Raw genomic sequence first — 21,842 nt, forward strand, 5'->3', positions numbered from 1 at the left:
TTCGTTACATTCTCGCTTCAGGGCGATGCGGCTGGACATAGGTGCGCATCCGCTCGGCTTTGCGATGCGTCGCAACCGAGCTGCCGCCCATGGACGTTTCGATCGGCTCGTCGGGCCGGCTGCGTGTGGTGCGCTGGTTCATGATATCCTCCTGCGATCCGTCATCGAACTGCAAGAAGTTTGTCACGAAACGGTAAACAATCAAGATGTGGTCCTGTCATCGTCGACCGCCGAATTGTGGCGGAAACTCCCGTGGAACGGGCCTGTCCGCCAACTGATGACATATGTAGTCAGACGTAAGTATCTGATTTCACTTAGAGTAGGTGTATGGCACAACTAATGCACCTGTCCTCGTGTCGGCGCTTCGCCGAACCAAGAGGAGGACTGCCATGACCCGTATCGCCCTGATCGCCGCCGCCGCCGCGCTCGCCGTCCCGACGATCGCTTCGGCCGAGCCCAAGCCCGACGCAAGCACGACCGCCACGACTACGGCCTCCACCCCGCATAGCGTGCGCTATTGCGTGGTCGAGACCCCGACCGGCACCCATATCGCGCAGCGCACCTGCAAGTCGCTCGAGGCGTGGCTCGCCGACGGCTTCGATCCGCGCGTCCGGAAGTAATCCCACCCGGCTCCGGCGGCCCGAGCCGTCGGAGCCTCACAGATCGCGGGCGTACACCGTGTAGATCTTGTTGATGTCGCACTGGATGGCGTCGGCGATCGACCGCATCCCCTGATTGTCGTCGAGGATCCAGCCGATCTCGCCTCGGCTGGCGCCATAATGCGCCACCGAGGCGCGGCGGATATACTCGATCATCATGAAGGCGAGCTGGCTGGCAAGCCGCGACGCCTGCAACTCCTTCACCACGCCCATCAGCGGCACCCGCACCGTCCGTACCTTCGGCCGGCGCAGCCACAACAACAGCTTGGCCCAGCCGAGCGGGAGCAGGCTGCCGTTCAACGGCTTGATCGCTTCGTTGAGGTCGGGGAGGGTGATCATGAACGCGACCGGCCGCCCGTCGACCTCGGCGATGCGGATCAGATCGTTGAACACGATCGGCTTGAGCTTGACGCCGACGTCCCTGATCTCGGGCGGAGTCAGCGGGATGAAGCCCCAATTGTCGGACCAGGCGTCGTTGAGGATCCCGAGGATGATCGCCGCCTCCTCCTCGAACCGGGACTTGTCGACCTCGCGCACCACGATCCGCGGGTTCTTCTCCCCCGACTGGATGATCCGCCGGACCAACGGGGGAAACTCCTTGGTGATGTCGAGATCGTAGGTGAACAGCTGCTTCACCGCCCCGTAACCGGCCCGCTCGATCCACGCCTGATATTCGGGCCGGGCGTGGCCCATCATCACCGTCGGCGGATGATCGAAGCCGTGGGTCAGCAGCCCGGGTTCCTCCCAGATCGACTGCGAGATCGGCCCGATCGCGCGGGTCGTGCCCTCGTCGCGGAGCCAGCCCTCGGCCGTGTTCAGGAGCGCGACGAAGACGTCCTCGCGTTCCGCCTCCATCAGTCCCCAGAACCCCGTGCCGGGGCCGAAGCCGCGGTCCGCGGGCATTTCGAGCGCCAGGGTGTCGATATGCGCCGAGATGCGTCCGACCACGCGCCCGCCCTCTTCGGCGAGGAACAGCTGCGCCTTGGCGTGGCTGTACCAGCCGTTCTTCGCCGGGGTGATCAGCCCCAACGCTTCGCCTTTGAGCGGCGGCACCCAGTTCGGGTCATCCCGGTAGAGCCGGAACGGGACATCGACGAAGGTCTTGCGGTCGCGCTTGGTCGTGACCGGGCGGATGGTGAAGGCTGGCATGGCGAGGCGCTGTAACCGCCGCGCTCGATCATGGCGAGTGACACAAGCGTCATCCGCCAAGGCTCGTATCGTCACGCTGACGCCACTATCTTGCTGGAATGGACCGGACCATGGCCTCATCGCCCTTCATCGACGTGCGCGCCGCCGCACGCGCTCCCGCGCCGCGGCTGCGCATCGCCGACGACAAGGCGATGCTGCGCGCGGCCGCGGAGTTGACCCGCGACCTCGTCCAGCCCCGTCCCGCGATCTACTGGGCCGACATGCTCGGCTCGGCGGCGCTGGGCTATGCCGCCGTCGCGGTCGCGGCGACCGCCTCCTCCACGCCGCTCGTGATCGCCGCGGCGATCGTGGCGGTGCTGGCGCTGTACCGGGCGCTGCTGTTCATCCACGAGGTGAGTCACGTCAAGCACGCCGCGCTCCCGCATTTCCGGCTCGGCTGGAATGCGGTCGTCGGCGTGCCGCTGCTGACCCCGTCGTTCATGTACGAGGGCGTCCACAATCTCCACCACGCCAAGACCCGCTACGGCACCGCCGACGATCCGGAATATCTGCCGCTCGCGCTGATGAAGCCTTGGACGCTGCCGACCTTCATCCTCGTCTCCGCGCTGGCGCCGATCGGCTTCCTGATCCGCTTCGGCGTCCTGTCCCCGCTCTCCCTGGTCGTGCCGGGACTGCGCCGCGTGGTGATCGAGCGCTTTTCCGCGCTCGCGATCAACCCGGCGTTCCGCCGCCGCATTCCGGAGGGGGAGGCGCTCAAGCTGTTCAACCGCATCGATCTCGCCGCGAGCGTGTGGGCGGTGACGGTGATCGCGGGTGTGGCGACCGGCGTGATCTCGCTTCACGTCTTCCTGACCGGTCTCGCGATCGTCGCCGGGGTCGCGGTCCTCAATCAGGTCCGCACCTTGGTTGCGCATCTGTGGGAGAACGACGGTGAGGTGATGAGCGTCACCGCGCAATATCTCGATTCGGTCAACGTCCCCCCGCCAACCCTGCTGCCCTTCCTGTGGGCGCCCGTCGGGCTCCGCTACCACGCGCTGCATCATCTGCTGCCCGGGCTTCCCTATCATGCGCTCGGGGAGGCGCATCGGCGGCTGTCGAAGGCGCTGGGGGAAGAGTCGCCCTATCACAAGGCCAGCTACAGCGGCCTTCCCGGTCTCGCCTGGAAGATCGCGCACGGCACGTTCCGCCGCTGATCTATTCCTCGGTCCGGATCAGCACCGCCTCGCCGATCAGCAGGAACAGCAGGAACGGCGCCCAGGCCGCGAGGAACGGCGGGTACGCGCCGAGATTGCCCATCGCCAGCGCGAAATTGTCGGCGACGAAATAGGCGAAGCCGAGCATCATCCCGATCACCGCGCGGACGAACAGCTTGCCCGATCGCGCGATCCCGAACGCCGCAACCGCTCCCAGCAGCGGCATCAGCACCGCCGACAGCGGGCTCGACAGCTTGTGCCAGAGCGCGCCCTCCAGCGACTTCGTCGGGCGCCCCGCGTCGCGCAGGTCGAAGATCGCCTCGCGCAGCGCGGTGAACGAAAGGCCGTCGGCATCGATGCTCGCCAGCGTCAGCTGGTCGGCGCGAACGGCCCGCGCGACCACCGTCGCGCCGAGCCGGGTCACCCGTCCGCTCGCGACGTCGAACCGTTTGGCGGGCCAGATCCGCCAGCCGCCGGCCACCCGCGCCCCGGTGGGCGCCGTGACGATCGCGCGGAGATTGCCGCCCTCGCGATCGTAGATCGTGACCCCGCCGAGCCGGGTCGTCGCGCCGCGGCCGCGCACCTGATCGACCTCGATCAGGTCGTCGCCGTCGCGGACCCAGACGTTGGCGCGCTCGCCACGATCGATCGGGAGCGGGCCGTAATTCACCTTGTCCCACTGATCGAGCGTGGCGGTCGCGCGGCTGACGACGCGATCGTTGAACACGAACGCCATCGCGGCGACGCAGAGACTCGCCACCAGCAGCGGCGCCAGCACCTGGTGCGCCGAAAGCCCGGACGCCTTGAGCGCGACCACCTCGCTGTTCTGGTTCATCGTGATCAGCGTCAGGATCGTCCCCAGCAGCACCGAGAAGGGCAGGAGAAAGGCGATGATCTCTGGTCCGCGCAGCGAGGCGTAGCGCCACACCTCGGCCTGACCGTTGCCCGGCACCGCCAGGATCTTGCCCGATTCGCTCAGCAGATTGAGCGCCAGCAGCACCAGCGCGACCCCGAACAGGATCGCGAAGGTGCGGATCAGGAACATCCGGCCCATGTAGAGCGCGACCGTCCGCGACGGGAAGAAGCTCGTCATGCCCATCGCCCCATCCTCATGCGGCGCGGAGCTCGCGCCGTCGGCCCGGCATCCGCCTGGTGATCGCCTTCCACGCCTTGCCCGCGGCGCGCTCCAGCCCGCCGATCGGTTGCCCGCCCGGGACATAGGCGATCTGGTAGAACAGGTAGGAGATCAGCGCCGCGAACACCGTGAACGGCGTCCACAAGGCGATGAACGGATCGAGCTTGCCGAGTTCGCCGATGGACGCGGCATATTGGTTCACCTTGTAATAGGTGACGACCATCACGATCGCGAGGAACACCCCCAGCGCCGAGGTCGATCGCTTGGGCGGCACCCCCAGCGCCACCGCGAGCAGCGGCAGGAAGAACATGGTCGCCACCTCGGCCAGGCGGAAGTGGAACTCCGCCCGGCTCGCGTCGCGCGCCTGCGCGGTCTCGCCGCTATGGCCGATCCGTGCCAGCTCGGGCAGCGTATATTCGAGATTGCGCCCGCCGCGCGTCCGGAACGTCCCGAACTTGGGAAGCGGGATCGGCAGGTCGTGACTGGAGAAGGTCAGGACGCGCGGAGCGATGAAATCGGGGCGATTGTGGATCAGCGTGCCGTTGGTCAGCCGGAAGATGATGGTGTTGGGATCGTCGGTCGCCAGGAACTGCCCGCTCTGCGCGGTGACCCCGAACCAGTCGGCCTTCGGGGTGCGCGTCTGGACGAAGATGCCGTTCAGCTTGCGGCCGTTCTGCCGGCTCTGCTCGATCCGGACGGTGGCGCCATTGGGGAAGTGGGTGAACTCGCCGACCTTGATCGACGCGCCGAGCGCGCCGGTGCGCAGCTCGAACCGGAGCTGCTCGTACTTGTAGCGCGACCACGGCTGGACATAGCCGACGATCGCCAGGTTCAGCAGCGCCAGCCCCGCGGCATACAGATAGGGCACGCGCAGCAGCCGCGCGTAGCTCATCCCGACCGCGCGCATCACGTCGAGCTCGCTGCTCGTCGCGATCCGGCGGAAGGCGAGGAGGATGCCGAGCAGCAGCCCGATCGGGATGCCGAGCCCGAGATATTCGGGCAGCAGATTGGCGAGCATCCGCCAGACGACGCTGATCGGCCCGCCTTCGGTCGCGACGAAGTCGAACAGCCGCAGCATCCGGTCGAGCACCAGCAGCATCGCCGCGATCACCAGCGTCGAGATCAGCGGCACCGCGATCAGCCGGGCCATGTAGCGGTCGATCGCTTTCATCTGAAGGTAGTCGGTCCGCTTGCGGCTGGTCGCGGCGCTGTAGCGGAGGGGGCGGGGAGTGCCAAGCGCGCGGGGGATCAGGCGGCGTTCGTCGTCAGGAACGCGCAGCGCGTCGATCCGGCGGCGATCCGCGTGCCCGCCGCCAGCGTCACCGGCTCGCCGTCGCACAGGCACCGGACCGGCGCGGTCGCCGGCACCCGCAACTCGCGGACGTGCATGGTGTCGACGGCGCGCGCCGCCATCCACTCGCCGGTGATCCAGCTCCAGCCGAGATCGGCGAGCGCGCGCCAGTCCCGCGCGTCGATCCCCGCGACCGCGAGCCCGCTTGCGTCGGGGCTGACGATGACCGCCTGGTAGCGACCGCGGAGCCGCGGTGCGCCGTCGAGCCGCACGCCGCGGCCGAAACTGCGCCGCCAGGCGAGCGCGGTCGCTCGGACCGCGCGCGAGAGCCGCCGCTCGCGCGCCGCCTCGCGGGCATGGACCCAGGCGGTGGCGGGGCCGACGATCATCGCCACGAACGCGCGGTGCTCGCCTGCCTCGACATAGGGGAGCGCCACGCGCCGATCGTCGGCATGCGCCGCGGCGACGATCTCGCGGGGATCAAGCGAGGGGTGGAGCCGCTTCGCCAGCAGGTTCATCGTTCCGCCGGGCAGGATCAGGATCGCGCCGCCCCAGCTGGCGAGCATGCACAGCGCCGCGTTGATCGTCCCGTCGCCGGCGAACAGCATCACCGTATCGGCCCCCGCCGCGTCGAGCGCGGCAGCATCGGGCAACGGATCATCCGGAAAGCGCGTCCGCCCGGCGAGCGTCAGGCCGCGCTCGGCGACCACGGCCTCGATCGCTTCGCACTTTTCCTGCGTGGCGGTGCCCGATCGGACGTTGCTGACGAACCAAAGGCGCTTCATCGCCTCAGCCGCGTTACATGCCCCATCTTGCGCCCGGGCCTGGCCTCGCGCTTGCCGTAGAGATGAAGGTGCGCGTCGGGCTCCGCGAGCAACTCGGGCCAGCGCTCCCAGGCGTCGCCGATGAGGTTCTCCATCTCGACGTGGCGCGCCGTCAATGCGGTGTCGCCGAGCGGGAGGCCGCAGATCGCGCGGACGTGATTCTCGAACTGCGAGGTGATCGCGCCCTCGATCGTCCAATGGCCGGAATTATGGACCCGCGGCGCCATCTCGTTGAGGATCGGCCCGTCGGGAGTGGCGAAGAACTCGCAGGTCAGGATGCCGACATGGTCCAGCGCCTCGGCGATCCGCCCGGTCAGCGCCGCGGCGGGACCCCAATGGACCGCGACCTCGGCGGGCGCGGGGAGGGTCGAACGCGCGAGGATCGCGTCGTGGTGCTCGTTCCACGGCGGCGGGTAGCTGACCATCTGCCCGTCATGTCCGCGGACGAGGATGATCGAGAATTCGTGCGTGAAGGCGACGAACGCCTCGAGCACGGACGGTCCGCCGATCGCCTCCCACGCCGCATCGGCCTCGTCGGGCGCGCAGATCCGCATCTGGCCCTTGCCATCGTACCCCATGCGGGTGGTCTTCAGCACCGCTGGGGTGCCGACCCTTGCGAGCGCCGCGTCCAGCTCCTCGCGGCTGTTCACCGCCGCCCAGCGCGCCGGGGTGCCGCCGACCTGCTCGACGAAGCGCTTCTCGGCGATGCGGTCCTGCGACGCGGCGAGGCTCGCGGGCGAAGGATGGACGGGCACGCGCTCGGCCAGCCATGCGACCGGGCCGGCGGCGATGTTCTCGAACTCGTAGGTGACGACGTCGCAGCTGCGCGCGAAATCGGCGAGGACGATGCGGTTGCCGTAATCGGCGCGGGTCAGCGCGCTCGCGGTATGCGCGGCGACGCTCTCGCGGTCGGGGGCGAGGACGTGGGTGCGATAGCCGAGCTGCGCCGCGGCGACCGCGATCATCCGCCCGAGCTGCCCGCCGCCGAGGATGCCGATGGTCGAGCCGGGTGGGAGGGGAAAGCTGCTCATCCTAAGACCTGTCCGTATGGAGCCCGCCGGCCCGTGTTACTCTTGCCTCCTTTTGCAGGGAGGCAAGGAAATCACTCCGGCGTCTCCGCCACCGCCTCCGTTTGCGCCTCTCGCCACGCCTTCAGCCGCTCGCCCAACGCCGCGTCCGACAGCGCCAGGATCGCCGCGGCCAGCAGCCCGGCGTTGATCGCGCCCGCCTTGCCGATCGCCAGCGTGCCGACCGGGATCCCGCCCGGCATCTGGACGATCGAGAGCAGGCTATCCATGCCCTTCAGGGCATGGCTCTCGACGGGCACGCCGAGCACCGGCAGATGGGTCATCGCCGCCGCCATGCCCGGCAGATGCGCCGCGCCGCCGGCGCCCGCGATCAGGACCTTGAGCCCCCGATCGGCCGCCGCGGACGCATAGTCGTACAGCCGTCGCGGAGTACGGTGCGCGGAAACGACGCGGGTCTCGTGCGGGACGTCGAGCGCCGCCAGCGTCTCCGCGGCATGGCGCATCGTCTCCCAGTCGGAGGTCGAGCCCATGATGATGCCGACATGCGTCATCGGCGACGGGTAGCGTTCGGAGAGGGACGGGGCAACCCGGCGCTGGACTCCCCCGCGCGAGCCTGCGATCCTCCTCGCGGGGAACTTGATCGCGAAGGGGGAATCGCATGAGCCTGAAGTCCGTTCTCAAGGCGCTGGTGATCGACAGCGCCTTTTCGGCGGCCGACGCCGACATCATCCGGGGCGTGATCGTCGAAAGCTACAACGGCTCCGCGATCGCGCGCGACGAATATGACGGCTGGGTCGATGCGGGCAAGAAGATCACCGTCAACTATTCGCCCGGCGATTTCGGCGCGGGGCTGCGCAACGGGCAGCTCTACATCGATCTCAACTTCCTCGACCAGGCACTCTACATCGATCCGCGCGGCAACGCCGTACCCGACACCCCGACGACCGCGATCGTCCACGAACTGGGCCACGCGATCGCCGGTTACACCGACAATTACTCCTCGACCGATTACATGGGCGACAACGTCCGCTTCGTGAACAAGATCTACGTCCAGCTCGGCTATGAGAAGCAGCTGTCGTACATCGCCTACGACAATTCCGGGCAGATCCTGCACCAGGACTTCGCCTATACGGAAGGTGAGAAGATCGCGGGCGCGGTGACGACCAACGGCAGCTACAATGCGACGCCGCATGCCGGCGACATCCTGCTGATCGGCGGCGGTGCGGCCAACGCGCTGACGACCGGGGCGGGGAACGACTGGCTCTACGGCCAGGGCGGCGCCGATACGCTGACCGGCGGGACCGGCGACGACACGCTCGACGGCGGCGCGGGGGCGGACAAGCTGGTCGGCGGCGACGGCACCGACGTCGCTTCCTATCGCGACGCCGCGGCGGGGGTCCACGCAAGCCTCGCCGACAACGCCAACGTCGGGACCGGCGACGCGGCGGGCGACGTGTTCACCGCGATCGAGGGGCTGACCGGCTCGAGCTTCGACGACGTGCTGGTGGGCGGCAAGCTGGCCGATCTGCTGACCGGCGGGCTGGGCGGCGACACGCTGACCGGCGGCGGCGCAGGCGACACCTTCTTCTTCGCCAAGGGCAGCGGCGGCGACACGATCCTCGACTTCACCGCGGGCGACCTGATCGAGATCGACGTGCGCGGCGTGCGCTCGTTCGCCGACATTACCATTGCCGATGGCGAGGGCGGCAGCTCGCTGACGTGGAAGGGCGGCGCGCAGGTGTTCCTGGCGGGCGTCACCGCCGATGCGGTCGACGCGGCGGCGTTCGTGTTCGATGCGAAGATGCCGGCATTCTTCGATGCGGATCATGGAGCGCTGATGGCACTCGGGCATGGAATGGTGCTGGCGTAAGGGGAGGCGGTTCCCTCACCGTTCACCAAAGAAAAAGGGGACGGGCCCTCGCGGACCCGCCCCTTCTTTCAAGCGGCCGTCATGGGAGTGAATCCCATGACGTCGGACGGCGCGGAGCGCCGCCGGCCGGCCTTGCTCACGGGCGAGCCAGCGTGGCTCGTCTCGTGAACTGCGGCTGGCTTACTTGACCTCGACGGTCGCGCCGGCGGCCTCGAGCTGCGCCTTGATCTTGGCGGCCTCGTCCTTCGACACGCCTTCCTTGACGGCCTTGGGAGCCGACTCGACCAGCGACTTCGCCTCGGTCAGGCCGAGCGCGGTGATCGCGCGGACCTCCTTGATGACGTTGATCTTCTTGCCGCCGTCGCCGGTGAGGATGACGTCGAACTCGGTCTGCTCCTCGACCGCGGCGGCCGGAGCCGCACCACCGCCGGCGGCAGGCGCCGCAACCGCGGCGGCAGCCGAGACGCCCCACTTCTCCTCGAGCATCTTCGAGAGCTCGGCCGCCTGGAGGACGGTGAGCTCGGACAGCTGGTCAACCAGCGCGTTCAGGTCTGCCATGTGATGTTCCTTCGTTCGTTCGGTTGTGAGTCTTCAAGCAGGAAGCGCCTCAGGCGGCTTCCTTGTCCTTCTCGGCAAAGGCCGACAGCACGCGCGCGAGCTGCGCCGCAGGGGCCTGCGCGATCGTGGCGAGCTTCGTGGCGGGCGCCACGATGAGGCCGACGATCTTGGCGCGCAGCTCGTCCAGCGACGGCATCGTCGCCAGCGCCTGCACGCCTGCCTCGTCGAGCGCGGTCGCGCCCATCGCGCCGCCGACGATCTCGAACTTGTCGTTCGTCTTGGCGAACTCGACCGCCACCTTCGCCGCGGCGACGGGGTCGGTCGAGCTGGCGAGACCGACCGGCCCGGTGAGCATGTCGCCCAGCGAAAGATAGTCGGTGCCGTCGAGCGCGATCCTGGCAAGCTTGTTCTTGGAGACCTTGTAGGTCGCCCCCGCCTCACGCATCCGGTTCCGAAGCTGCGTCGACTGCGCCACCGTCATCCCGAGATTGCGGGTGACGACGACGACGCCGACCTCGGAAAAGGTCTGCTTGAGCTCGGCGACGGCCGCGGCCTTTTGAGCTCGATCCATGCCATTCTCCATCTGAGCACGGCGCGAACGCCGTCCTCGGTTACGAACCGCCACGGTGACCCGCAACGGCAAAGTCCAGCGATGGGGAAGGGTGCCAACGAACGGCGAGCCGACAACGGACGAACCGCAGCCGGCGTGAAATCCTGTCCCCGCCTCGGCGGGAGATTAAGGCCGGAAACCCGACCACCCGCTGTCTCGGACGAGAGTCCGCCTCGACCGAAGCCTATGCGAACGCGCGCAGGCTCATAGCGGGTGGCGCGGGGAAGTCAATTCGTGAGCTGCGCGGCGATGCCAATGTCGTGGGCCACCGCCCACAACGCCTTGTCGGTGGTCCACAACTTCGCGCCGGGCGTGATCAAGCATGCAGCGACGAGATGCGCATCGACGTAGCCGATCCCGCGCCCGTGAAGCTGTCGGTCTTCGATCATCGCGAGGACGGATTCGTGCGAAGCCAGCCTGACGGTTCGCAGACCGTCCAAGTTGGCAAGTGTCACCTGACGTTTAGGCAGGCTGCCCAGCGCCAGCTCGGCGCGGATGAAGGGGTGCATCCGTAGCCGTCCGCTCCTTGCGATCGCGCCGAGCAGTGGCAGGGGAGCGCGGAAGCTCGCGATCCAGATCGAGCTGTCCGCAAGAACCGGCTCGTTCACGGAACGTGGCGGCGTGGCGCGGCGACCGCATCGGGCATGGTGCCGCCGAGGGCGATGAGCTGCTCGATCGCCTCGCGTTCGATCAACGCCTTCAATCCCTCACGCAACAATGCGGTGCGCTCGGTGATGCCGGTGGCGACCGTGGCCTTCTCGATCAAGTCGTCGTCAAGTGTGATGGTCGTCCGCATGGTTCATCTCCTTACACCTCATATAGCATCAATTGGTGCGATTTGCGGTGCCTTACCGATCCGTCCGCATTGCTCCCGCCTCGCGCACTGCGGCGAGCGTCGGCCAGCCGTTCACCGCCATCAACAGGTCCGCCTCCGCCTGGATGCATCTCAGCACGTGCGCACACCCCTCGTGGCCGCCGAGCGCGAGGCCATAGGCATACGGGCGGCCGACGCCGACCGCATCCGCGCCGAGCGCGACCGCCTTGATGACGTCGGTGCCGGAGCGGATGCCGGAGTCGAACAGCACCGGCGTGCGGCCCGCGACCGCCTCGGCGACCGCCGGCAGCATGTCGATCGCCGCGATCCCGCAGTTCGCCTGCCGCCCGCCGTGGTTCGAGACGTAGATCGCGTCCGCTCCCTCGTCCATCGCGCGGCGGGCGTCATCGGGATGGCAGATGCCTTTGAGCGCGATCGGCATCTTGGTGACGCGCTTCAGCCAGGCGAGGTCGTCCCAGGTCATCGCCCGCGCGAAGTTCGCGCTCCAGGTGGTGATCGCGGCGCGCAGATCCTCCTCGGGCGGCTTGTCGAGCATCGCCCGGAAGCGGGGGTCGACGAAGTAATTCCGGAGGACGTGGCCGCGCAGCTGCGGGAAGTTCGACGGGTTGAGGTCGCGCGGCCTCCAGCCGGTGACCCAGGTGTCGAGCGTCACGACCAGCGCGTCATAGCCCGCGGCCTCGGCTCGGCGGACCAGGCTCTCGGCCAGCTCGGTGTCGCGCGGGGTGTAGAGCTGGAAGAAGGCGGGGGTGTCGCCGCACGCCGCCTTCACATCCTCGAGCGGATCGTTCGACAGCGTCGAGGCGGTGAGCGGCACCCCCGTCATCGCCGAGGCGCGGGCGGCGGCAAGGTCGCCGTGCTCGTCCTGCGTCACGATCCCCGTCACGCCGATCGGGGCCATGAACAGCGGTGAGGCGAGGGGCTTGCCGAACAGCGTCGTCGACAGGTCGCGCTTGGTGGTCCCCACCATCATCCGCGGCACCATGCCCCAATGCCGAAAGGCGTCGGCATTCTGGCGCTGGGTGAACTCGTCCCCGCAGCCGCCCTGGACGTAGGTGAGGACGTGCGGCGGCATCGCGGCGCTGGCGCGGGCTTCCAGCGTGGCGAAATCGACCGGCCATTTCGGGACGACGCCCTGGAGCCCCGCGCCGTAGATCGCATTCTGCAGGTCGCCGAAATGGGGCATCGCTCTCTCCTAATCCTTCCCGTTCGTGCCGAGCGCAGTCGAGGCTTCGCTTGTTGCGCGTCCCTCGACTTCGCTCGGGGCGAACGGCAGCTTGGGCTTGGCCGTTACACCCAGCTGTCGAACCAGGTCCACCGGTGGAAGGCGTCGGGCGAGGGAAGGGCCTGTGCGGACAGGATCGGGAAGAAGTGGAGGAACAGCGCGACCGCGACCGCGACGAAGACCAGATCGCCGTAACGCGCCCGAGCGCGCCAGTGGTGAAAGGCGGCGGGAATCGCCAGGCACAGCCAGATGCTCGACAGGTAGTAATAATAGAAGAAGCCGAGCGACTTGGGGATCGCCGCCCAGATCGCGAGCGAGAACACCCAGAGCAGCGCCAGCCCCAGCGGTCGCCGGTCGCCGTCCTCGACCCACGCCCAGCCGCAGGCGACGACCGCGACCAGCCCGCCCCACATCACCGCCGGATTGCCGAGCAGCAGGATGCCGCGCTGCGCCCCGTCGGCCCGCTCGTAGAGGTACCAGATCGGCCGGATGTCGAAGGGCCAGGTGAACCAGGCGGACTGGTAGGTATGCGGGGGCAACACCTGCGTCTGACGGCGGAACATCTCCACCTGGAACGGCAGCAGCGTGGCCGGTGTGAGCGGATCGTCGGCGTAGAGGAACGCAGGGGTGAAGGTCGCGAAATAGGAGATCGCCGCCACCGCCCCGAACGCGGCGGCACCGGCGACGGTCGGGATGCCGGGAAAATGCGCGCCTCGCTCGCGCTTGAGGATGAGGAACACCAGCCCTGCGAGCCCGGCATAGGGAAGCGCGGTCCACTTGCACCCGACCGCAAGGCCGAGACATACCGCCGCGCCCAGCCATCGCCTCCAGCCGCCGCGGCGCATCGCCCACAGCCACAAGGCACCGCCGCCGACGACGAACGCGGCCATGAAGCCGTCGAGCATCGCGATCCGCGCCTGGACGTACACGGTGAAGCTCAGCAGCGTCAGCACGGCCCCCAAGGCGCTCGTCCGGACCCGCCCGTACAGCAGTTGCAGGATCGCGAAGATCCCCACCACCACCGCCGTCCCGGCGAGCGTCGACATCACCCGCCAGCCGAAGGGATTGTCGCCGAACAGCGCGATACCCGCGGCGATCAGCGCCTTGCTGAGCAGGGGATGTTCGACGTTCGCCGGATGCGCGAGCGCGAGCAGGGTGCGCGCGGCGGGGAGATAGTGGGTCTCGTCGAACACCGGCTTGTGCGGGACGGAGAGCCGGATGAGGAACAGCGCCTCCGCGGCGAGACCGATCAGGAACGCGACGGGGAGAGGGCGCTTCCAGTCAGATAAACCCACTATTGTCACCCCGGCCCCTTCGACTGCCTGCACCTCAGGCGCTCAGGACTTGTTGAGCCGGGGTCCAATCAGCCCAAGCCTCGAACGTCCGACCTTGGGTCACGTTGGAGGGCGGATCAAGTCCGGCATGACGGGCACAGGCAAAGCCTTGCTCCGCCCTTCCGTCCGCTGCAAAGCGCGCGGCATGAAGCGCCGTACCGGACAAGACCGCAGCATCACCGACACCTGGCGCCCCGCGACCAAGGCGATCCGCGGCGGCACCGCGCGCTCCGAATGGGGCGAGACCTCGGAGGCGCTGTTCCTCACCTCGGGCTATTCCTACGACTGCGCGGGCGACGCCGCGGCGCGGTTCGCGGGCGAGCAGGCGGGGATGACCTATTCGCGGCTCCAGAACCCGACGGTCGAGATGCTCGAACACCGCATCGCGCTGATGGAGGGGGCGGAGGCGTGCCGGACGATGGCGACCGGCATGGCGGCGATGACCGCGGTGCTGCTGTGCCAGCTCCAGACCGGCGACCATGTGGTCGCCGGCCGCGCGGCGTTCGGCTCGTGCCGCTGGCTGGTCGACACCCTGCTGCCGAAGTTCGGGATCGCCACCACCACGGTCGACGCGCGCGATCCGCAGGCGTTCGTCGACGCGATCCGGCCCGAGACCAAGGTCTTCTTCTTCGAGACGCCGGCCAATCCGACGATGGACGTGGTCGATCTCGCCTCGGTGTGCGGGATCGCGCGCGAGCACGGCATCACGAGCGTCGTCGACAACGCCTTCGCCACTCCCGTCCTGCAACGCCCGATGGAGTATGGCGCGGACGTCACCGCCTATTCGGCGACCAAAATGATGGACGGGCAGGGCCGCGTCCTCGCGGGCGCGGTGTGCGGGACGAAGGAGTTCGTCGAGAACACCTTGCTGCCCTTCACCCGCAACACCGGGCCGACACTCTCGGCGTTCAACGCCTGGGTGGTCTTGAAGGGGCTGGAGACGCTGGACCTGCGCATCCGCCGCCAGTCCGAGAATGCGGTCGACGTCGGCCGCTTCGTCGAGGGCCGCGTGCCGCGCATCCTCCACCCCGGCTTGCCGAGCCATCCTCAGCACGAGCTGGCGATGCGGCAGATGGAGGCGACCGGCCCGATCTTCGCCTTCGAGGTCGAGGGGCGCGCCCAGGCCCACGCCCTGCTCGACGCGCTCGAGATGATCGACATCTCGAACAACATCGGCGACGCCCGCTCGCTGATGACCCATCCTGCGTCCACGACGCACGCCTCGGTCGCCGAGGACAAACGTCTGGAAATGGGCGTGACCGAGGGGTTGCTGCGGCTGAACGTCGGGCTGGAGGACCCCGTGGACCTCATCGCCGATCTCGACCAGGCGCTCACGAAGGCCGGGTTGTGAGGGCAGTCGGGCAATCCTCCCCGCTTCAGGGGAGGTGGCGCGCAGCGCCGGAGGGGGCTCTCCGCACGCGACCCGCTGGTGGAGGACCCCCTCCGTCAGCCTTCGGCTGCCACCTCCCCGTGAACGGGGAGGATTGAATGAAGCAACTCTTCCCTCATGCTGTCACCACCGACGGTATCGTCGTCCGCGTCTCGGTGTCCTACCTGCCCGAACAATCGGAGCCGCAGCGCGGCCGATGGTTCTGGGCGTATCATATCCGGATCGAGAACGAATCGAATCGCGGCGTCCAGCTGCTCACCCGCCACTGGGTCATCACCGACGGCCGCGGCGCGCGGCATTCGGTGGAGGGCGAAGGCGTCGTCGGCGAGAAGCCGATGATCGCGCCGGGCGCGAGCTACGACTACGTCTCCGGCTGCCCGCTCGCGACGCCCACCGGGGCGATGCAGGGCAGCTACCGGATGATCGGCGACGACGGGCGGACCTTCGACGTCGCCATCCCCCGCTTCCAGCTGTTTGCGCCGGCGGTGGGCGCTTGAAGCGCACGCACCTGCCCCTCAACGGCCTGCGCGTCCTCGACGCCGCGGCCCGGCATCTGTCGTTCACCCGTGCCGCCGACGAACTCGCCGTCACCCCCGCCGCGGTCGGTCAGCAGGTCCGCGCGCTCGAGGATACGCTGGGCGTCGTCCTGTTCCGCCGCACCACCCGCGGGCTGGAGCTGACACCGGAGGGCGAGGCGGGGCTCGCACCCTTGCGAGACGGCTTCCTTCAGTTCGAGGAGGCGGTGCGGGCGATGCAGGCCGGGCAATCGTCCAAATCGCTGACCATCGCCGCGCCGCGCGACCTGACCGAAAAATGGCTGATGCCGCGCCTCGCCGAGATCGCGCGCCGCGAGCCCGAGTTGCGCTTCGCCCTCGTCGCCGCCGACGAGCCGCCCGATTTCACCGAAGCCAATCTCGACCTCGCGATCCGCTGGGGCGAGGGGACCGATGGGCACGAGGGCGAGTCGATCGAGTCCGCGGGCATGGTCACGGTCGCGGCGCCCGGCGGCGGCTCGGAGCTGGCGATCGCCTGGCCCGGTTGCCCTGACCACGAACGCCCCGGCGTGCGGGTCGGCGATGCCGGGCTGGCGATCGACGCGGCCGCGCAGGGGCTGGGCCGGGCGACCGTTCCGCACCTGCTGGCCGAGCGCGATCTCGCGGCGGGGCGTTTGGTGGCGCTCGGCGAACCGCGCCCGTCGCGTCGCGGCTACTGGCTCGTCGCCCCGTTGCCGCAGTGGCGACAGGCGAAGGTGCAGCGGCTGGTCGAGGCGTTGGGAGGGTAGGTGCCATAACGGTGTCCCCAACCTCCGTTCGTCCTGAGTAGCGACTGAGCGGAGCGAAGGCTCGTATCGAAGGACAGCCTGCGCCACGGTCCTTCGATACGCCACTTCGCATTCGCTCAGCGGCGACTCAGGACGAACGGAGTGAGGTGAGCGGCATTCCTTACGGCTCCGCCGCATACGGCCCCACGCCACCCTCGGCGATGAACCGATCGATCCGCGCCTCCAGCACCGGCATCGGCACGCTCCCCAGCGACAGGACCGTGTCGTGGAACGCCCGGATGTCGAACTTCGAACCGAGCGCGGCCTCCGCCTTCGCCCGCGCGCGCTGGATCGTCATCTCGCCGAGGTAATAGGACAAGGCCTGCCCCGGCCAGCCAATGTAGCGATCCACCTCGGTCTCGATCTCGTGATCCGACAGGGCGGTATTGTCGTGGAGGAAGCGCTGCGCCTGCTCGCGCGTCCAGCCTTTCGCATGGATGCCGGTGTCGACCACCAGCCGCGCCGCGCGCCACATCTGGTAGGAGAGCATCCCGAACCGCTCGTAGGGCGTCCGGTAGAAGCCCATTTCGTCCCCCAGCCGCTCGCAATAGAGCGCCCAGCCTTCGCCATAGGCCGAAATATAGGCGTTGCGCCGGAACGGCGGCAGCGCGGTGTTCTCGGCGGCGAGCGGGATCTGGAAGGCGTGGCCCGGCGCGCTCTCGTGCAGCGTCAGCGCGGGGAGCTGCGGCAGCGAGCGCGACTTCAGATCGTAGGTGTTGACCAGATACGTCCCCGGCCCGCCGCGGCCGGCTGTGTAGTATGGCGCGATCTCCGGCGGAACGGGCACGATCGCGAAACGCTGGCGGGGCAGGCGGCCGAACCACTTCGATGCCATTCCGTCGAACCGCTTGGCCTCCCACGCCGCTTCCTTGAGCAGCTCGTCGGCGGTCTTGGGCTGGAACTGCGGGTCGGTGCGCAGGAAATGGAGGAAGGCGGGGAGGTCGCCGGCGAACTTGGCGTCCTTCATCACCCCCTGCATCTCGGCGCGGATCTTGGCGACCTCGGCCAGCCCGAGCGCGTGGATCGCGTCGGGGGTCATGTCGAGCGTCGTGTAGGTGCGGATGCGCGAGCGGTAATAGGCCGCGCCATCGGGGTAATCGGTGGCGGCCAGCGATTTCGTGAGGCCGGGAAAGTAGCTCTGGCGCAGGAAGGTCAGCAGCCGCTGGTGCGCGGGGATCACGCCCTCGGCGATGACCTTCCGCGCCTGCTCCTGTAGCGCCGCCCGCGTGGCGGGGGCGATCGTGTTCGGCAGCTTGGTGAACGGCTCGTAATAGGCCGTCTTGGTCGGATCGGTCGCCTCGGCGATCGTCGCCACCGCCTTGTCGCGCCCCGTCATCACCACCGCCGGCGGGGTGAACCCGCGGGCGAGGCCGAGCTTCAGATTGTCGGTCTCCTGTTCGAGGAACCGCGGCAGCTCCGAAAGCCAGGTCAAATACTTGCGATAGTCCGCCTCGCCGTGGACGAAATCGCCCTGCGCGGCGTACTGCATGTCGGACCAGAAGGCGCTGTCGCCGTTGACCGGCTTCTGCCACTCCTTGAAATCCTGATCCTCCAGCGTCGACGCGATCTGCTGGCGATAGACCTGATAGTCGACGCGCTTGTCGGGCGAGAGCTTCGTCTGGTCGATCCCGTCGAGCTGCTTGAGGACACCCCGCCAATAGACCGTCCGCCGCACCTGCGCCGCCGCGGAGACGTCGGGCAGGTGCTCGGCGGTCTCGTCGGGAGCCTGGTCGGCGATCTTCTCCGTCGCGCGCCACGCCCATTCCGCTTGCCAGATCCGGTCGAACGCCGCGTCGGCGGTGGGGGCGGGGGCAGCGGCGATCAGCGCCGGCACGAGGAGCAAATAACGCATGGCGCAACGGTGGCCCAACGTCCCCGCGCCGTCCAGCGTCACTCCTGCGGGATCGCCCCCTCGGTGTCCTGCACCTGTCGCCGATGCTCGCGCCAGACGATGTAGAGGCCGGAGGCGACGATCAACGGCGCGCCCGCCCAGGTCGAGGAGGTCGGCAGCCGGTCGAACACCAGCCAGCCGAGCAGGGTCGCCCACAGCAGCGCGGTATAGTCCATCGGCACGACGAGGCTCACCGCCCCGCGCGCGAGCGACGCGGTCATCGCCATCTGCCCGACCCCGCCCACCAGCCCGACTCCGAGCAGCACCGCCCAGGTGATCGGATCGTGCCCCTGCGCGGCGGTCGCATAGGCGATCCCGAGCGGCAGCAGCGAGAGCGCGGAGAACCAGAACACCGTCGTCAGCGCCGCTTCGGTCCTCCCGATCGTCCGCAGCAGGATCGAGACGCTGGCGGTACAGAACGCCGCCCCCAACCCCGTCAGCACGCCCAGCACCGGGATGTGCCCGGACCCAGGCTGCGTCACGATCACGATCCCCGCGAACCCCGCCAGCACCGCCGCCCAGCGCTTCCACCCCGTCGGTTCATGGAGGATCAGCGCGCCCAGGATCGTCGCGAAGATCGGCATCGAGAAGCCGACCGTCGTCGCCTCGGCGAGCGGGAGCAGCAGCAGCGTGGTGAAGGTCAGTGTCATCGCCACCAGCCCGATCGTGGTGCGCAGCACATGCGCGCCGATCCGCGCGGTGCGCAGGCTCGCGATCCCCGGCCCGCCCGCCACCACCGCGCCGACGAGCAGCGCCGCGCCGAACTGGCGGAAGAACAGGATCTCGGCCAGCGCCGCGCCCCGCGCCTCGGCCAGCTTGATAAGCACGTTCATCCCCGCGAACAGCGCCACGGAGGTCAGGCGCAGGCCGATGGCGGGAAGGACGGAGGGCATCGCGCGGACGCCTAGCGGGCGCGGGCGGCACGCGCTATCCGCCCGCCATGGCCATCAAGCACGCGCTCTCCGTCACCCGCGAACAGAATTTCGCCGAATGGTATCAGGTCGTCATCGCCGAGGCGGATCTCGCCGAGGAATCCGGCGTCCGCGGCTGCATGGTGATCCGCCCCTGGGGCTACGGCATCTGGGAACGGATGCAGCGCCTCCTCGACGACCGGATCAAGGCGACCGGCCACGAGAATTGCTATTTCCCGCTCTTCATCCCGCTCTCCTATTTCGAGAAGGAGGCCGAGCACGTCGAGGGCTTCGCCAAGGAGATGGCGGTCGTCACCCACCACCGGCTGATCGCCGACGGCAAGGGCGGCCTCGTCCCCGATCCCGAGGCGAAGCTGGAGGAGCCGCTCGTCGTCCGCCCGACCTCCGAGACGGTGATCGGCGCCGCCTTCGCGCGCTGGGTCCAGTCGTGGCGCGACCTGCCCGTCCTCATCAACCAATGGGCCAACGTCGTCCGCTGGGAGATGCGCACCCGCATGTTCCTGCGCACCGCCGAGTTCCTCTGGCAGGAAGGCCACACCGCCCACGCCAGCGCCGCCGAGGCGCGCGAGGAGACGCTGAAGATGCTCGGCGTCTACCGCGAGTTTGCCGAGGATTGCGTCGCGCTCCCCGTCGTCGCGGGCGAGAAGCCCGAGAACGAGCGTTTCCCCGGCGCGGTCGAGACCTGGTCGATCGAGGCGATGATGCAGGACGGCAAGGCGCTCCAGGCTGGCACCTCGCACTTCCTCGGCACCAACTTCGCCTCCGCGCAGAACATCCGCTTTCAGAACGCGGGCGGCGAGCTGGAGCTGGCGAACACGACCAGCTGGGGCGTCTCGACCCGGATGATCGGCGGGCTGATCATGGTCCACGGCGACGACGACGGTTTGCGTGTGCCGCCCCGCGTCGCGCCGTGGCAGGTGGTGATCGTGCCGATGCTCCGCGACGCGCCCGAGGACGCCGCGATCGTCGACTATTGCAAGGCGCTCCAGGCCGAACTCACCGCACAGGTTGCGCTCGGCGAGCCGGTCCGCGCGCTGCTCGACTTGAAGCCCGCCAAGGCCACGACCAAGCGCTGGGGCTGGGTCAAGAAGGGCGCGCCGATGGTGATCGAGGTCGGCGGGCGCGACGTCGCCGGCGGCAACGTTTCGGTGATCCGCCGCGACCGGCTGTATCGCGAGGACGGCAAGCTCGACAGCGCGGTTGTCGCCAAGGACTCCTTCGTCGGCAAGGTCGCGGCGACGCTCGCCGCGATCCAGCAGGCGCTGTTCGACGAGGCCCACGCGCGGCTGCGCGCCAACATCGCGCCGGTCGAGGATTGGGCGGGCGTCCAGGCGGCCTTCGCCGAAGGAATCGCCAACCCCGGCTGGGTCGACGTCCCCTGGGCCAAGCCCACCGGCACCGAACTCGACGCGGTGGTCGAGCGCTTGAAGGCGCTCAAACTCACCATCCGCAACGCTCCGCAGGGCCAGACCGGGCACCCCGGCGGCCCCTGCATCTTCACCGGCGCCCCTGCGGTCGAGCGCGTGTTGATCGGACGGTCCTACTGATGTCGATCTGGAAACAGGACTTCACCCTCGAGGCGCTGACGAAGCTCGGCGACGGCGTCTTGCCGGGGTTGCTCGGGATCGTCTTCACCGAAGTCGGCGACGACTGGCTGCGCGCGTCGATGCCGGTCGACGCCCGGACGCATCAGCCGTTCGGGCGGCTCCACGGCGGCGCGTCGGTCGCGCTCGCCGAGACCGTCGCCTCGGTCGCGGGGAGCATGGCGGTGCCTGCGGACAAGGTAACGGTGGGGCTGGAGATCAACGCCAATCACGTCCGCCCCGCGCTGTCGGGCCACGTCCACGCGACCGCCAGGGCGGAGACGCTCGGCCGCACCACCCAGGTCTGGACGATCCGGGTCGAGGACGATGCAGGCAAGCTGATCTGCCTGTCGCGGATGACCGCGGCCGTGATCGATAGGGGGTAAGGCGGAGGCCCACATGCGGCCGAAGGTGACTGGCCGGGCGAAAATCCGACGGACTGGAAACGCCCAATAGCGGACCGGCTGCCTACAGCACCATCCACAAGGCGATGCCTGCGAGTGTGAGAAGCACGAGCGGACATCCCCAGCGGGAGATCGGCTTCCCGTCGTCGAATGCGCCTGTTTCAATGAAGCGGCGAAGCTCCCGACGTTGATGCTCCGCATACGCCTCATCGCGCGCGCGAACATCAGCGTCATCAAGGTAGTGGCTCACGATCTCGGGAGTGGCGTCGAGATGAAGGCGCGGCATAAGTTCGCTTGTAAGACGATCCACCTCCGACCAGTTGGTAGGCTTTTGCTCCTCAACCGTCAGGATGCGCTCCATGCAGCGGCGAAGTTCGTCTTGATCCATCGCGGCAGCCTATCGGTGAACGCGCCCGGCGCAATGTCCGCTCTCCCCCAGACTCAGTCATACACACCCCACGGTCGTCCCTCCGCGATCCCCGTCGTCCATGGCTGGCAATGTTGGGGATTCCGTGGTTCCGTCCTCGGCATGCGCCCCAAGCTACGACGAGCGACCTGCATGAACTCCCGCGCGCACACGAGCCTTCGATCGCCATCGCGCGAGCGTCGCGCC

General features: G+C 68.6%; 24 protein-coding genes. 8 read left to right on the top strand and 16 right to left on the bottom strand.

Features of this window, described 5'->3' with window-relative positions; translation table 11 throughout:
* Positions 1 to 4: 4 nt before the first annotated feature.
* A complete protein-coding gene (locus AC4GYY_RS14120) occupies positions 5 to 142 on the bottom strand; it encodes a hypothetical protein (RefSeq protein WP_491121480.1) in 138 nt (45 codons plus the stop codon).
* A 247-nt stretch (positions 143 to 389) separates the two neighbouring features.
* Between AC4GYY_RS14120 and AC4GYY_RS14125 the strand changes: the two genes are divergently transcribed.
* A complete protein-coding gene (locus AC4GYY_RS14125) occupies positions 390 to 620 on the top strand; it encodes a hypothetical protein (RefSeq protein WP_491121481.1) in 231 nt (76 codons plus the stop codon).
* A gap of 36 nt (positions 621 to 656) precedes the next feature.
* On the opposite strand, the gene AC4GYY_RS14130 is transcribed toward AC4GYY_RS14125, so the two are convergent.
* Positions 657 to 1,808, bottom strand: coding sequence for an N-acetyltransferase (locus tag AC4GYY_RS14130; protein ID WP_491121482.1), 1,152 nt, complete (start codon positions 1,806 to 1,808; stop codon positions 657 to 659).
* A gap of 110 nt (positions 1,809 to 1,918) precedes the next feature.
* Between AC4GYY_RS14130 and AC4GYY_RS14135 the strand changes: the two genes are divergently transcribed.
* On the top strand, positions 1,919 to 3,001 hold the full coding sequence (locus tag AC4GYY_RS14135; protein ID WP_491121484.1) for a fatty acid desaturase family protein: 1,083 nt from the start codon (positions 1,919 to 1,921) through the stop codon (positions 2,999 to 3,001).
* 1 nt (position 3,002) lies between these two features.
* On the opposite strand, the gene lptG is transcribed toward AC4GYY_RS14135, so the two are convergent.
* The 5 genes from lptG to purE form a co-directional block, all read right to left on the bottom strand.
* A complete protein-coding gene (gene lptG / locus AC4GYY_RS14140) occupies positions 3,003 to 4,094 on the bottom strand; it encodes an LPS export ABC transporter permease LptG (protein WP_491121486.1) in 1,092 nt (363 codons plus the stop codon).
* A gap of 16 nt (positions 4,095 to 4,110) precedes the next feature.
* A complete protein-coding gene (gene lptF, locus AC4GYY_RS14145; protein WP_491121487.1) occupies positions 4,111 to 5,307 on the bottom strand; it encodes an LPS export ABC transporter permease LptF in 1,197 nt (398 codons plus the stop codon).
* A gap of 77 nt (positions 5,308 to 5,384) precedes the next feature.
* Positions 5,385 to 6,212: a diacylglycerol/lipid kinase family protein gene (locus tag AC4GYY_RS14150; RefSeq protein ID WP_491121489.1), complete on the bottom strand. Its 828-nt coding sequence runs from the start codon at positions 6,210 to 6,212 to the stop codon at positions 5,385 to 5,387.
* A complete protein-coding gene (locus tag AC4GYY_RS14155) occupies positions 6,209 to 7,282 on the bottom strand; it encodes a 5-(carboxyamino)imidazole ribonucleotide synthase (RefSeq protein WP_491121491.1) in 1,074 nt (357 codons plus the stop codon). The genes AC4GYY_RS14150 and AC4GYY_RS14155 overlap by 4 nt, the downstream gene beginning before the upstream one ends.
* Before the next feature lie 71 nt (positions 7,283 to 7,353).
* On the bottom strand, positions 7,354 to 7,830 hold the full coding sequence (gene purE / locus AC4GYY_RS14160) for a 5-(carboxyamino)imidazole ribonucleotide mutase (protein WP_491121493.1): 477 nt from the start codon (positions 7,828 to 7,830) through the stop codon (positions 7,354 to 7,356).
* Between the two features lie 107 nt (positions 7,831 to 7,937).
* Here purE and AC4GYY_RS14165 point away from each other — a divergent pair, with 107 nt between their 5' ends.
* Complete coding sequence (locus AC4GYY_RS14165; protein ID WP_491121495.1) at positions 7,938 to 9,149, top strand: calcium-binding protein; 1,212 nt, start codon at positions 7,938 to 7,940, stop codon at positions 9,147 to 9,149.
* Positions 9,150 to 9,329: 180 nt separating this feature from the next.
* On the opposite strand, the gene rplL is transcribed toward AC4GYY_RS14165, so the two are convergent.
* The 6 genes from rplL to AC4GYY_RS14195 form a co-directional block, all read right to left on the bottom strand.
* Positions 9,330 to 9,707: a 50S ribosomal protein L7/L12 gene (rplL, locus tag AC4GYY_RS14170; RefSeq protein ID WP_491121497.1), complete on the bottom strand. Its 378-nt coding sequence runs from the start codon at positions 9,705 to 9,707 to the stop codon at positions 9,330 to 9,332.
* 49 nt (positions 9,708 to 9,756) lie between these two features.
* Positions 9,757 to 10,278 (bottom strand): 50S ribosomal protein L10, encoded by a 522-nt coding sequence (gene rplJ, locus AC4GYY_RS14175; protein WP_491121499.1) that lies wholly within the window; start codon positions 10,276 to 10,278, stop codon positions 9,757 to 9,759.
* A gap of 266 nt (positions 10,279 to 10,544) precedes the next feature.
* Positions 10,545 to 10,925, bottom strand: a complete 381-nt coding sequence (locus AC4GYY_RS14180; RefSeq protein ID WP_491121500.1) for a type II toxin-antitoxin system VapC family toxin — start codon at positions 10,923 to 10,925, stop codon at positions 10,545 to 10,547.
* Complete coding sequence (locus AC4GYY_RS14185; RefSeq protein WP_491121501.1) at positions 10,922 to 11,113, bottom strand: type II toxin-antitoxin system VapB family antitoxin; 192 nt, start codon at positions 11,111 to 11,113, stop codon at positions 10,922 to 10,924. The genes AC4GYY_RS14180 and AC4GYY_RS14185 overlap by 4 nt, the downstream gene beginning before the upstream one ends.
* 52 nt (positions 11,114 to 11,165) lie before the next feature.
* The gene (locus tag AC4GYY_RS14190; protein ID WP_491121503.1) at positions 11,166 to 12,335 is read right to left on the bottom strand and encodes an alpha-hydroxy-acid oxidizing protein; all 1,170 of its coding nucleotides are present in this window, start codon (positions 12,333 to 12,335) and stop codon (positions 11,166 to 11,168) included.
* A gap of 104 nt (positions 12,336 to 12,439) precedes the next feature.
* A complete protein-coding gene (locus tag AC4GYY_RS14195; RefSeq protein ID WP_491121505.1) occupies positions 12,440 to 13,678 on the bottom strand; it encodes a glycosyltransferase family 39 protein in 1,239 nt (412 codons plus the stop codon).
* Positions 13,679 to 13,853: 175 nt separating this feature from the next.
* Here AC4GYY_RS14195 and AC4GYY_RS14200 point away from each other — a divergent pair, with 175 nt between their 5' ends.
* The 3 genes from AC4GYY_RS14200 to AC4GYY_RS14210 all read left to right on the top strand — a co-directional run bounded on the left by AC4GYY_RS14200 (position 13,854) and on the right by AC4GYY_RS14210 (position 16,380).
* On the top strand, positions 13,854 to 15,059 hold the full coding sequence (locus tag AC4GYY_RS14200) for a trans-sulfuration enzyme family protein (protein WP_491121506.1): 1,206 nt from the start codon (positions 13,854 to 13,856) through the stop codon (positions 15,057 to 15,059).
* 137 nt (positions 15,060 to 15,196) lie between these two features.
* Positions 15,197 to 15,595 (top strand): Co2+/Mg2+ efflux protein ApaG, encoded by a 399-nt coding sequence (apaG, locus tag AC4GYY_RS14205; RefSeq protein WP_491121508.1) that lies wholly within the window; start codon positions 15,197 to 15,199, stop codon positions 15,593 to 15,595.
* Positions 15,592 to 16,380 (top strand): LysR family transcriptional regulator, encoded by a 789-nt coding sequence (locus tag AC4GYY_RS14210; RefSeq protein ID WP_491121509.1) that lies wholly within the window; start codon positions 15,592 to 15,594, stop codon positions 16,378 to 16,380. Before apaG ends, AC4GYY_RS14210 begins: the two co-directional genes overlap by 4 nt.
* 160 nt (positions 16,381 to 16,540) lie before the next feature.
* Here the strand turns inward: AC4GYY_RS14210 and AC4GYY_RS14215 are convergent, their stop codons facing one another.
* The gene (locus AC4GYY_RS14215) at positions 16,541 to 18,271 is read right to left on the bottom strand and encodes a DUF885 domain-containing protein (RefSeq protein WP_491121510.1); all 1,731 of its coding nucleotides are present in this window, start codon (positions 18,269 to 18,271) and stop codon (positions 16,541 to 16,543) included.
* A gap of 38 nt (positions 18,272 to 18,309) precedes the next feature.
* Positions 18,310 to 19,203, bottom strand: coding sequence for a DMT family transporter (locus AC4GYY_RS14220; RefSeq protein ID WP_491121511.1), 894 nt, complete (start codon positions 19,201 to 19,203; stop codon positions 18,310 to 18,312).
* Between the two features lie 47 nt (positions 19,204 to 19,250).
* Here AC4GYY_RS14220 and proS point away from each other — a divergent pair, with 47 nt between their 5' ends.
* Both proS and AC4GYY_RS14230 read left to right on the top strand, forming a co-directional pair.
* Positions 19,251 to 20,789: a proline--tRNA ligase gene (proS, locus tag AC4GYY_RS14225; RefSeq protein ID WP_491121512.1), complete on the top strand. Its 1,539-nt coding sequence runs from the start codon at positions 19,251 to 19,253 to the stop codon at positions 20,787 to 20,789.
* Positions 20,789 to 21,211 (top strand): hotdog fold thioesterase, encoded by a 423-nt coding sequence (locus AC4GYY_RS14230; protein WP_491121513.1) that lies wholly within the window; start codon positions 20,789 to 20,791, stop codon positions 21,209 to 21,211. The genes proS and AC4GYY_RS14230 overlap by 1 nt, the downstream gene beginning before the upstream one ends.
* A gap of 82 nt (positions 21,212 to 21,293) precedes the next feature.
* Here the strand turns inward: AC4GYY_RS14230 and AC4GYY_RS14235 are convergent, their stop codons facing one another.
* Complete coding sequence (locus AC4GYY_RS14235) at positions 21,294 to 21,617, bottom strand: hypothetical protein (protein ID WP_491121514.1); 324 nt, start codon at positions 21,615 to 21,617, stop codon at positions 21,294 to 21,296.
* Positions 21,618 to 21,842 lie beyond the last annotated feature (225 nt).

This window comes from Sphingomonas sp. SP6 (assembly GCF_058313435.1).

Excerpts from the sequence above, each read along its gene's own strand:
- AC4GYY_RS14165 (WP_491121495.1), top strand. The coding sequence starts at position 7,938 with ATGAGCCTGAAGTCCGTTCTCAAGGCGCTGGTGATCGACAGCGCCTTT.
- AC4GYY_RS14220 (WP_491121511.1), bottom strand. The coding sequence starts at position 19,203 with ATGCCCTCCGTCCTTCCCGCCATCGGCCTGCGCCTGACCTCCGTGGCG.
- AC4GYY_RS14230 (WP_491121513.1), top strand. The coding sequence starts at position 20,789 with ATGTCGATCTGGAAACAGGACTTCACCCTCGAGGCGCTGACGAAGCTC.
- AC4GYY_RS14125 (WP_491121481.1), top strand. The coding sequence starts at position 390 with ATGACCCGTATCGCCCTGATCGCCGCCGCCGCCGCGCTCGCCGTCCCG.
- AC4GYY_RS14215 (WP_491121510.1), bottom strand. The coding sequence starts at position 18,271 with ATGCGTTATTTGCTCCTCGTGCCGGCGCTGATCGCCGCTGCCCCCGCC.
- AC4GYY_RS14130 (WP_491121482.1), bottom strand. The coding sequence starts at position 1,808 with ATGCCAGCCTTCACCATCCGCCCGGTCACGACCAAGCGCGACCGCAAG.
- AC4GYY_RS14190 (WP_491121503.1), bottom strand. The coding sequence starts at position 12,335 with ATGCCCCATTTCGGCGACCTGCAGAATGCGATCTACGGCGCGGGGCTC.
- lptG (WP_491121486.1), bottom strand. The coding sequence starts at position 4,094 with ATGACGAGCTTCTTCCCGTCGCGGACGGTCGCGCTCTACATGGGCCGG.
- apaG (WP_491121508.1), top strand. The coding sequence starts at position 15,197 with ATGAAGCAACTCTTCCCTCATGCTGTCACCACCGACGGTATCGTCGTC.
- AC4GYY_RS14235 (WP_491121514.1), bottom strand. The coding sequence starts at position 21,617 with ATGGATCAAGACGAACTTCGCCGCTGCATGGAGCGCATCCTGACGGTT.
- AC4GYY_RS14120 (WP_491121480.1), bottom strand. The coding sequence starts at position 142 with ATGAACCAGCGCACCACACGCAGCCGGCCCGACGAGCCGATCGAAACG.
- AC4GYY_RS14185 (WP_491121501.1), bottom strand. The coding sequence starts at position 11,113 with ATGCGGACGACCATCACACTTGACGACGACTTGATCGAGAAGGCCACG.
- AC4GYY_RS14200 (WP_491121506.1), top strand. The coding sequence starts at position 13,854 with ATGAAGCGCCGTACCGGACAAGACCGCAGCATCACCGACACCTGGCGC.
- rplJ (WP_491121499.1), bottom strand. The coding sequence starts at position 10,278 with ATGGATCGAGCTCAAAAGGCCGCGGCCGTCGCCGAGCTCAAGCAGACC.
- AC4GYY_RS14155 (WP_491121491.1), bottom strand. The coding sequence starts at position 7,282 with ATGAGCAGCTTTCCCCTCCCACCCGGCTCGACCATCGGCATCCTCGGC.
- rplL (WP_491121497.1), bottom strand. The coding sequence starts at position 9,707 with ATGGCAGACCTGAACGCGCTGGTTGACCAGCTGTCCGAGCTCACCGTC.
- proS (WP_491121512.1), top strand. The coding sequence starts at position 19,251 with ATGGCCATCAAGCACGCGCTCTCCGTCACCCGCGAACAGAATTTCGCC.
- AC4GYY_RS14150 (WP_491121489.1), bottom strand. The coding sequence starts at position 6,212 with ATGAAGCGCCTTTGGTTCGTCAGCAACGTCCGATCGGGCACCGCCACG.
- lptF (WP_491121487.1), bottom strand. The coding sequence starts at position 5,307 with ATGAAAGCGATCGACCGCTACATGGCCCGGCTGATCGCGGTGCCGCTG.
- purE (WP_491121493.1), bottom strand. The coding sequence starts at position 7,830 with ATGACGCATGTCGGCATCATCATGGGCTCGACCTCCGACTGGGAGACG.
- AC4GYY_RS14135 (WP_491121484.1), top strand. The coding sequence starts at position 1,919 with ATGGCCTCATCGCCCTTCATCGACGTGCGCGCCGCCGCACGCGCTCCC.